We start from the raw sequence: 9,897 nt of genomic DNA, 5'->3' as shown, positions 1-9,897 counted from the left end.
ATACAGTCCCTTAAATTTTCAAATTTGTTTGTGTGGTATCTTCTTTATTTTTTAATAAAATCAATAAGTTAATGAGTTCGTTAGGGTCAATCTCTAAACCTTGACAAAATTCAATAAATTCCACCACATCAAGTCTTCTATCCCCTGTTTCAATTTTTCCAATCAATGAGTAAATTACGCCAAGCCTATCAGCAAGCTGGCGTTGAGTTAGCCCCAACTCTTGTCGGCGTGCCACAAAAGTTTTGCGTAGATATTCGTGTTCTGGGCTGTAAATGGATTTTCTTAAATTAGTCATTGCACCTATTTTAGGTTTTTTGTATAATGCACCTGTTTTAGGTGCAAAATAGGAAATCTTATGAGTAATTTAATCAGTAGTGAGGCAATGCATGAAGTGATGGAGTGGGCGTATGAGAAAGCGACTAATGGCATTGGTTTTGGCTCCGCCACTGAAATGGCAGAAGACTATTTGTCCGAAAGTGGTACTTTGGAGGATAAAATCAACTCACTCATTCGTTGGCAGAATGCCAAAGCAGGGTCGGCGGGGTTTGCCACAGGTTTGGGCGGATTGGTTACACTTCCTGCCACCCTACCTGCTAATATCGCATCTACTTTATATGTACAAATTCGTATGATTTCCGCCATTGCCCACATGGCAGGCTACGACATCAAAAATGACAAAGTCAAAACAATGGTGTATATGTGTTTACTTGGTAATGGTGTGGGTGAAGTATTAAAGGATTTTGGCGTTACAGCCAGCACAAAATTTGCTGAGCAATTTATTATGAAAAATGTTACAGGGGCAATGCTTGCCAAGATTAACAAAGCGGTCGGCTTTCGCCTGGTAACAAAGTCAGGCTCAACAGGTCTTATCAATCTAACCAAACTTGTGCCAATACTGGGCGGTGTGGTAAGTGGCACTTTTGATGCGGTTACTACCAACATCGTTGGCAATACTGCTCGTGATATGTTTTTGGACAAAAACAATCAACAATTTGATGGCTTTCGTGGCAATGTCTATAATCAAGACGGTACAAAGGTACGATAGTTGTATTATTTCTTGCAATTATGCAATTGTCCTAAAAGTTGATATAATGGTATATCAACTTTTATTATTATGATAATATGGTAATTTTATGAAAAAATCACTCTTTGTATTTACCCTATTCACTTTATCCGCCTGCTCCGTTCACTTTGAACCGCAAAGTGTGCAAATGGCGGGCATTTCCACCCCTGCTACCGAATTTTGTTTAAAACAAAAAGGCTTTGTTAATCCAACCATCATCAATGGCAAGCAGGTCAATGTATGTGAATTGCCAAATGGTCAAAAGGTGGAGGTGGATACGTTTTATAAAGTTAATGGTGGACGTTAATTGCTTGCTTAACTAAGCAAATCGCTCCCAAACGCCCACCTGTTCAGCTTTGGGGGTAGTTACTTGCCCTAATTTGCGCCATGGCATGTTCGCCCCATGAAAATCACTTCCTACCGACACCATGAGTCCATGTTGTGCCACACATCTATCAATCATGGCTCTGGTACTGATAGGCTCTCCATTAGGTAGTTCCACCGCCTGACCGCCAAGCATGGCAAAATCAGCAATGAGTTTACGTACCCGAGTTGCTGATAGCCCATAGCGAGTAGGGTGAGCTAGCACCGCCATACCGCCACATTCATGTATCGTCTGTATGGTCTGTGCCATGCTTGGAGTATCAATGGCAACATACGCAGGTTTATTATCAGCCAAATATTTGTCAAATGCCTCTTGTACCGTACGCACCCAGCCACGTTCATACATGACCTGAGCAATGTGAGCCCGACCCACCGCCTTAGGATTTCCTCCTGCTTTGACAAGCACCGCTTGCCAAACATCATCGCACAACCTTTGCTTGTCCATGTCTAGCAACTTCGTCAAAAGCTCACTTAGTTTTTCTACAATCGCTTGACCACGCCTTTCTCTACTGTCCTGCACCGACCCAAGCACTTGGCTCATTTTTGATACATCGTTAAAATCAAGTGCCACCACATGAATGATTTTATGCGTGTGCTGATTTTTACCATAACCGCCAGACAATGTATGCTCACAGCTAATCTCTACGCCATTAATTAAACGCACGCCCAATTCCTTTGCTCTTTGATGAGCCAATTTAATGCCTGCCACTGTATCATGGTCGGTCAGAGCAAACATCTCAACGCCCACATCTTTGGCAAGCGACACCAAATCCTGTGGCGACAACGTCCCGTCGGAGCAAGTGCTATGACTATGCAAATCAATTTTCATAAAATTTCCCAAAAAAATAAACCCCGCATGGGCAGGGCTTATTTTATCACCATTAGTTTTTAGATTGCTGAGTTTGTAGATAATCAATCACGCTACCACGTTTGACCGATTGGCGAATTTGTGGTTGGCTTTGATGTTGTTGGTGAGACAATGCACTGGTATGATCAGTTGGCATGGCGTGTACAGGTGGGACATATTTTGGTCTGTCATCAATGGTCAAACCTGTGGCAATCACCGTTACATGAATATCATCACCCATACTGTCGTCTTCTACAAATCCGTAGAAAATATTACCCTCTTCAAGGTCAGTAATGCTGTCCACCACAGAAGCAATCTCTTCTGGTTCACCCATCATCAGCTCAGCAGCGGTGATGTTAATGAGTAGACCTTTGGCATTTTCAAGACGTAAATCATCAAGCAATGGTGAACGAATCGCTTTTTCGGTTGCCTGTCTAGCACGGTCTTCACCACTGGCACGACCTACACCCATCATCGCATGACCTTTGGCAGTCATGGCAGTACGAATGTCGTTAAAGTCAATATTCATCACACCCGCAGTAGCGATGGTCTGTGCCAGACCATTGACCGCATGAAGTAGCACATCATCTGCCTTTTTAAAGGCATCTTTGAGTGACATTTGGCGGTAAACTTGTTGGAGTTTTTGGTTGGGAATGGTGATGATTGAGTCCACATGGACAGCAAGTTGCTCAATGCCTTCTTTGGCAGCTTTGGCACGCTTTTTACCTTCAAAATCAAATGGTGTAGTTACAACCGCAACAGTCAAAATACCCATCTCTTTGGCGATACGAGCCACAACAGGAGCAGCACCTGTACCAGTACCGCCACCCATACCAGCAGTGATGAATACCATATCATAACCATCAAGCAGTGAGCGAATTTCGTCTTCATCACTCTCCGCTGCTTCACGACCTACTTCTGGATCGGCACCTGCACCCAAACCACGAGTAGTTTGGTTGCCTAGTTGGATTTTATTAGGAACTGTAAGTAAATTCAAGGCTTGGCGGTCTGTATTGGCAACTACAAAGGTAACGCCACGAATGCCTTGTTGAACCATATGCTCAACAGCGTTGCCACCACCACCACCAACACCAAAAACGATGAAGCGTGGTTGTCCATCGTGTTCAGATTGCATATCCTCTGAAATGCTGTATTTTGACATACTATTCTCCAATTATTCTGATTTATCAAATGTAAATCAGACACATAAAAATCATTAGGGTAAATATTTATATGATTATACTAAACACGCCCACGAACATCAACCAAATTTATCAAAAGTCGCCAACTTTACACTTTAATGGTTATAGCATCGCACGCAGTTTATCAAACCAATATTGTAATTGTTGCAAAAATCGCCCAAAAAACCCTGTCGCTTGTGTTTCGCCATACAAATGGCGTTCATCTTGGCGGTAGCGTTCACTAAATTGATACATCAACGCACCAATGACACTATGCAGTTTGGCATCTTTTAGATGATTTCTTAGCAATTTGATGTTATCATCACTTAGGTGCTTGGCACAGACTTCAATTTGTTTGTTAATCGTCATGGCACGAACAGGGACATTAAAGGTATGCTTAATCAACGTTGGCAAATCGTTCATCTGTGTTGCCCCGCCTGCCAATACCACCCCAGCTTCCATAAAATCAATCAAACCTGCATCAATCACTTCTTGAAATATCCGAGTGAACAACTCTTGATAACGAGCCTCAATGATGCTGGCAAGCTCATACACATTCACCGTCAGCTCACCACCGCTACGTTTTTTGAGAGTGATGAATTCTCCTTTGGGGCGGTTTTGGGCATAGGCAGAGCCGTGTTGTTTTTTTAGTGTTTCAGCTTCCAACAAAGAAATGCGTAATTCGCTGGCAATATCCATGTCCACCAGCTGTCCGCCAATGTCTATACATTGACTGTGTAATAAAATACCTTTATTATAAAGGCATACGCTTGTTGTTCCTGCTCCAATATCAATAAAACACACGCCCCGCTCTTTTTCTTCGTCAGTCAAGACGTATTCGGCACTCACCACCCCATCAAACAGCGATGGATACATTTCTAAGTTATTAGAACGCAACAAATCAGACATTTGCTCATAATAGGATGTTGGTATACCCATCATGTGATAGCCGATAGAAATTTGGTTGGCACGCATGCCTATCGCATCTTCTACCAATTGCTTGCCATCTAAGGAGACAAATTGCACACAAAGTTGTAGGGCAGATTGTTGTTTACCAACCAAAGCAAATTTGGCACGTTCAAGGGTGACACGTATGTCTTCGTTACTGATGAGCTGACCTGATGCATGATGCGTGCCATCACCCATCACATAAGCATCTTCAACCGCATTAAAGCTTTTCATACCAGCATTGGCAAAGGACAAACCCACATCAAACAATTCAAGCCCTGCCATATCCATCGCATCTCTGACTGAGCGGTGAATGGCACTAAGTAAATGCTGACGATTGATGATTTGCCCACCAAAAAAAGCGTCTGTATTGGCAATGCCAATTGCCATGATTTTGGTTTTTTTATGATGGTCGTCAAAATAACCCACTGCCGTATAGACCGCTGTGGAACTAAGATGTATGACCGCACGAATTTGTGAATGTTGTTTCATTAATTAACCAAAATAAATACTTCAACGCTTAGAAATTTAGAATATGTTATAAAAAAGTGTTATCCACACAAAAAGGCAACTGTGGTCTGGTCATATAAAGTTTAACAAGTTGGTAGGAGGTTTTCCAAAAAAAGACAAACAAAACGCCAAAGCCATCAATGCCAAAACGCCCACACTAGGTGGGCAAAATCAACAATCACCAACAAGTTTGGTGTTGTTTTATTATTTTTTGTTTATTTGATACAAAAATAACCGAATTATTTTATCATAAAAATAAAAAAATAAAAAAGCTATTTTGTGGATTTTACAAAAAAATAGCATAAGCACCCACCAAACAGGACGTATGGTTGTTTGGTGGTTATTTATCGCTCATCGCTTGGTTCGCCAAGTAATCGCAAAGCCATTTTTATATCGCAAATCTACCGATTGTATTTGAGGGAGTTGCTTTTCAAATTGCCCTTTTAGGATTTTAGACAAACTGTATAATTTTTGTTCGGTATTTTCGTGATCCACCACCACACGCATGCCATTACTAAACTTTACCACCCACGTTTGGCGTGAAGTTAACACCAAATCCTGCACATGAAGCCCAAGCGGTGTAAACCATGTGTTAATATGTTGCATTTGACGCATGATGTCTTTGGATTTTTCTTGGTCGCCATAGAGCGTTACCAATTTTTTATCCATCAACTGTTTGGCGTTGGCAGGAATAAATACCACCCCATTGGCATCAAGCATTTGCTGACTGCCAAAATTGGCAACTGCCCGTCTTGGTGTTACAGAAACAACCACTCCTTGATACCAATCACGCTGAATACGCACACTCTCCACCCAAGACAGCCTTGCCACCACATCGTGAATACGATTCAAATCAGCACTAAAAAATTGTACTTGTTTGAGTGGCTCTAAGGTGTCTTGGAGCGAGGTTAGCTCAATGGGAGTGATGTTTTTATCATCAATCATCAAGGATTGAGCAGGTACCTGACCCATGAGTTTAATGAAAAAATGCCCAACCACTAACAGTAATAATATACTAATCAGTGTTGTCTGCCACACACTAAAAAATGGACGTTTTACATCATTATCATCAGTCATTTTGCCCCACCCGTTTATCATTACAAGGTTTGTGTTAAAATTTCTAAACACAAATCAGCAAATTCAATCCCCACCTGACGACTTGCCATCGGCACAAGACTGTGGTCGGTCATACCAGGGACGGTGTTTAGCTCCAAAAGGTAAAGTTTGCCATCATCGCCCTTTAAAAAGTCCACACGCCCCCAGCCACGACCGCCAATAGCATTAAAGGCTTGTTTGGCAAGATTGCCCATTTGCACTTCTTCATCAGCCGTCAAATCAGAGGGGCATTGATAGGTGGTGTCGTCTCTTAAATATTTGGCCTCATAATCATAAAATTTATTTTTGGGAATGATACGAATGCTTGGCAAGGCTCTATCGCCCAGTAGCGACAAGGCATATTCTCCGCCTGTGATGGCTTTTTCCGCCAAAATCTCGCCGTGATATTGCTTTAAGGTGGGATACACTTTTGCCAAATCGCCCTTATTTTCAATCATCACCACACCCACACTTGACCCCTCGCTAGCGGGCTTGACAAACAAAGGCAAGCCAAAATCTGCCTCCACCGCTTCAAAATCACTATCATCCTTTAACACCACATAGGGTACATTGGGCAAATCAAGGGCTTGCCACAGCAGACGACAGCGAAATTTATCCATCGCAATCGCTGATGCCAGCACACCACAGCCTGTATAAGGCACACCCAAGCCGTCCAACACGCCTTGTAAGCCACCGTCCTCACCAAAAGTGCCGTGCAAAACATTAAAGACACGGTCATATTCACGCAACTTTGAAATGTCCGTCTCTTGTGGGTCAAAATGATGAGCGTCCACACCTTTTGACAATAGAGCGTCAAGCACCGCCTTACCGCTTTTTAAAGATACTTCTCGCTCGGCACTAAACCCACCGCAGACAACAGCGACTTTACCAAATTTTGTTACATCGTTCATAAGTTTTCTCTTTTTAAATTAATTTACAATCATTATTTAATTAAAACACCATACAATGTTAATCAAACTCTTTTAAGGGTTCATCAAAATCTGGGGCAAAAACCACTTTACCCTTTAATGTCCCTGCGGTGCGTTTTTTTTGGCTAGTGCTTTTTTGTTTGGATTTATTTTTTTCCAACACAAAATTATCAATCAAACCAAAAATCTGTTTTTGCTCAAACATTGGTAAAGACTGAATATAATCTACCGCCTGCCCCAAAGTTTGAATGGTTGGTGTTTGCATTATAACCCCTTGTTAAGTCAATATTTTAGAATGATATTAAAACATACCACTTTCCCAATAAATGGCTTCAATATTAAATGTATCTTTATCTTGAAAAGTTGCAAAATAATCAAGCAATTTATAATGGTGTTTGTCCATATCACTTTCATAAATTTGCCCAATTTTTACCTGATGAACATACTCATCTAAGGTGCTGGGTAATTCGGCTAATTTTTGATAATCTTTACCGATTTTCAACAGTTCTAATTTATTAAAAACAGCATAATAATCTAACTCGCCAGCAAATTCTTTTGCCACAAATTTATTAGGAAATGCAATATCATAATTACAAGGGTGAGTCAAAAACCAACATTTGATATCCAATCTTTGATTTCTGTCGCCTTCCACAGGATACACAAAAACATCATAAGCCATTTAAATTCCCTACTCAAACCAATTTTCAATCACAAGTCCGTCAATATACCTAAAATCGTCTACATTGCGAGTTACCAAAATGGCGTTATTAAACAGGGCAATGGACGCAATTTGACTGTCGGAAAAGGATAGGGATTTACCGATTTTGCGACAGTCGGCACGGATTTTGGCGTGAATGTTAGCACATTCTAATTCATAATAATACTTGGGCAATTGCTCCAAATCGCCATAAATAAAATGAGCAAACCCTTGTTGTCTTTTACCGCTTTCCATATTATACAAACCGTATAAAAGTTCGTGCCAAACGGTAATCGCCATACCAAAATAATGAAAGTTTTGCCAAAACTTGGCTTCCACTTTCTTATTGGCTTCTGGTCTGGTCATTTCCGAAAAAACATTATTATCAGGCAAGATTAATTGCATTTAAAACTCACTTCTTGCCCAATATCAATATCATTTCTATCACGCAAATTTGCCCAAAACTCATCGTGCTTTTCATTTGTCCAATCATCTTCCTCAGCAAGCACTTTTTCATAATCAGCACGCCACATCAAAAACCTTTTTTGATGATCGGACGGTTCATCGCCAATCTCAAAACCCAATTTATCAATAAAGGCTTGATTGTTAATTAACCATTCTTGCCAAGTTTGCTCATCAATTGTTGGCGATTGTTTGGCATTTGTGGTCTCAAAAAACCCTTCAATCACATCAAAGACGACTTGTTGCTGTTTTTCTGGCAAATGTTGCAAATGATGAATGGCGGTTTGTAATTGTCTATTTTGTCTATGCATACGAGCCTCCTACAAATAAAGCGAATTTTCCCTTAATTCTTGGCATAGCTGACCAACATTGCCCGCCCCTTGGGTGATGACCAAATCATTTGCCTTTAAGCCTGCTTTTAGCACGCCTGCAATGCCCTCTTTGTCGGCGACATTTAAGACAATTGGTTCAACTTGCCCACGCTCACGCAAAGACCGTGCCAAATCATCGCTGGTTGCCCCCTTAATCGCCTCCTCGCCTGCCCCATACACATCAAGCAAAATCAGCTTATCCACTTTTGACAAACACGCCACAAAGTCATTAAAGCAATCTCTGGTACGGCTAAAACGGTGGGGCTGAAAAATCATCACCAAACGGCGGTCAGGGTAGCTTTGGCGAGCGGTGGCAATGGTTGCCGACACTTCGGTGGGGTGATGACCATAATCATCAATCAGCACAATGTCGCCATCGTCCTTATGGTACACGCCATTGTTTTCAAAACGCCGACCCACGCCTGCAAATTTCTCAACCGCCCGTTTTATCGCCTCATCAGACACGCCCTCGTCCGTTGCCATTGCAATCGCCCCAAGTGCATTTAGGACATTGTGTTTACCTGGGATATTTAAGGTAATCTTTAAAGGCTCTTTATCTTTTCTAAGTACAGTAAAATGGGTTTTGGTGCCGTCCGCCACCAAATCCACCGCCTGCACATCGTTGTGCTTTTCTAGCCCATAAGTAATCACAGGTCTTGCAATGTCATCAATCATTGACAGAAGTTCTTTGTCATCGCCACACAACACCGCCAAACCATAAAACGGCATATTGTGCAAAAATTGAATGTAGGCTTGTTTTAATTTATCAAAACTGTTCTCATAAGTTTCCATATGGTCGGCATCAATGTTGGTAACAATGCACGCCATTGGGCGTAAAGACAAAAACGAGGCGTCTGATTCATCCGCTTCGGCAACCAAATAGCGGTTTTTGCCCAAAGAGGCGTTTTTGCCAGAGGCGTTTAATTTTCCGCCAATCACATAAGTGGGGTCAAGCCCTTCTTCTGTCAGCATCATTGTCAAAAGACTGGTGGTGGTGGTCTTGCCGTGTGCCCCCGCCACCGCAATGCCGTGTCGGTATCGCATAAGCTCCCCTAACATATCAGCACGGCGTACCACAGGAATACGAGCTTGCAAGGCGGTTGTAATTTCAGGGTTGGTGCGGTCAATGGCAGAAGACACCACCACCACATCGGCGTTTTGGATATTTTTGCTGTCGTGTCCAATAAAGACCATAATGCCAAGACTGGTTAGGCGTCTGGTAATGGCACTTTCTTTGATGTCCGAGCCTGACACGGTGTAGCCTTGATTGGCAAGCACTTCGGCAATACCGCACATTCCAGCACCGCCAATACCAACAAAATGAATGTTTTTAATCCGTCTCATTTCTGGAATTTCAATGAGTTGTTTGGAAAGTTGGGTGTGGTTCATTTATTGTTCCTTTAAAAATTA

At 41.9% G+C, this 9,897-nt stretch carries 13 protein-coding genes; 2 read left to right on the top strand and 11 right to left on the bottom strand.

Annotated features, from left to right (window positions below):
* Nucleotides 1-10: 10 nt before the first annotated feature.
* Nucleotides 11-295 (bottom strand): helix-turn-helix domain-containing protein, encoded by a 285-nt coding sequence (locus MOB01S_RS02955; protein ID WP_066801402.1) that lies wholly within the window; start codon nt 293-295, stop codon nt 11-13.
* A 60-nt stretch (nt 296-355) separates the two neighbouring features.
* Between MOB01S_RS02955 and MOB01S_RS02950 the strand changes: the two genes are divergently transcribed.
* Nucleotides 356-1,045: an EcsC family protein gene (locus tag MOB01S_RS02950; protein ID WP_084349590.1), complete on the top strand. Its 690-nt coding sequence runs from the start codon at nt 356-358 to the stop codon at nt 1,043-1,045.
* Between the two features lie 88 nt (nt 1,046-1,133).
* Nucleotides 1,134-1,370: a DUF333 domain-containing protein gene (locus MOB01S_RS02945; protein WP_066801399.1), complete on the top strand. Its 237-nt coding sequence runs from the start codon at nt 1,134-1,136 to the stop codon at nt 1,368-1,370.
* Between the two features lie 12 nt (nt 1,371-1,382).
* Here MOB01S_RS02945 and MOB01S_RS02940 read toward each other — a convergent pair whose 3' ends face one another.
* The 10 genes from MOB01S_RS02940 to murC form a co-directional block, all read right to left on the bottom strand.
* Entirely contained in the window at nt 1,383-2,276 is an 894-nt protein-coding gene (locus MOB01S_RS02940) for a PHP domain-containing protein (protein ID WP_066801396.1), read from the bottom strand.
* 52 nt (nt 2,277-2,328) lie between these two features.
* Nucleotides 2,329-3,456, bottom strand: coding sequence for a cell division protein FtsZ (gene ftsZ, locus MOB01S_RS02935; RefSeq protein ID WP_066801393.1), 1,128 nt, complete (start codon nt 3,454-3,456; stop codon nt 2,329-2,331).
* 142 nt (nt 3,457-3,598) lie between these two features.
* Nucleotides 3,599-4,915 carry a cell division protein FtsA gene (ftsA, locus tag MOB01S_RS02930; protein WP_066801371.1) on the bottom strand — a complete coding sequence of 439 codons (1,317 nt, stop codon included), beginning with the start codon at nt 4,913-4,915 and terminating at the stop codon, nt 3,599-3,601.
* Between the two features lie 369 nt (nt 4,916-5,284).
* The gene (locus MOB01S_RS02925) at nt 5,285-6,010 is read right to left on the bottom strand and encodes a cell division protein FtsQ/DivIB (RefSeq protein WP_169798113.1); all 726 of its coding nucleotides are present in this window, start codon (nt 6,008-6,010) and stop codon (nt 5,285-5,287) included.
* 20 nt (nt 6,011-6,030) lie between these two features.
* Nucleotides 6,031-6,939 carry a D-alanine--D-alanine ligase gene (locus tag MOB01S_RS02920; protein ID WP_066801351.1) on the bottom strand — a complete coding sequence of 303 codons (909 nt, stop codon included), beginning with the start codon at nt 6,937-6,939 and terminating at the stop codon, nt 6,031-6,033.
* A 58-nt stretch (nt 6,940-6,997) separates the two neighbouring features.
* On the bottom strand, nt 6,998-7,222 hold the full coding sequence (locus tag MOB01S_RS02915; protein WP_066801348.1) for a DUF2281 domain-containing protein: 225 nt from the start codon (nt 7,220-7,222) through the stop codon (nt 6,998-7,000).
* A gap of 36 nt (nt 7,223-7,258) precedes the next feature.
* On the bottom strand, nt 7,259-7,636 hold the full coding sequence (locus MOB01S_RS02910) for a hypothetical protein (protein ID WP_066801344.1): 378 nt from the start codon (nt 7,634-7,636) through the stop codon (nt 7,259-7,261).
* Between the two features lie 9 nt (nt 7,637-7,645).
* Nucleotides 7,646-8,059 carry a PIN domain-containing protein gene (locus tag MOB01S_RS02905; RefSeq protein WP_066801342.1) on the bottom strand — a complete coding sequence of 138 codons (414 nt, stop codon included), beginning with the start codon at nt 8,057-8,059 and terminating at the stop codon, nt 7,646-7,648.
* Nucleotides 8,050-8,427, bottom strand: a complete 378-nt coding sequence (locus MOB01S_RS02900; RefSeq protein WP_066801340.1) for a hypothetical protein — start codon at nt 8,425-8,427, stop codon at nt 8,050-8,052. Before MOB01S_RS02900 ends, MOB01S_RS02905 begins: the two co-directional genes overlap by 10 nt.
* A 9-nt stretch (nt 8,428-8,436) precedes the next feature.
* Entirely contained in the window at nt 8,437-9,876 is a 1,440-nt protein-coding gene (gene murC / locus MOB01S_RS02895; RefSeq protein ID WP_066801332.1) for a UDP-N-acetylmuramate--L-alanine ligase, read from the bottom strand.
* Nucleotides 9,877-9,897: the final 21 nt, after the last annotated feature.

Source organism: Moraxella oblonga NBRC 102422 (genome assembly GCF_001598275.1).
Classification (GTDB): domain Bacteria; phylum Pseudomonadota; class Gammaproteobacteria; order Pseudomonadales; family Moraxellaceae; genus Moraxella; species Moraxella oblonga.
This window is presented reverse-complemented; position numbering and strand designations above follow the sequence as displayed.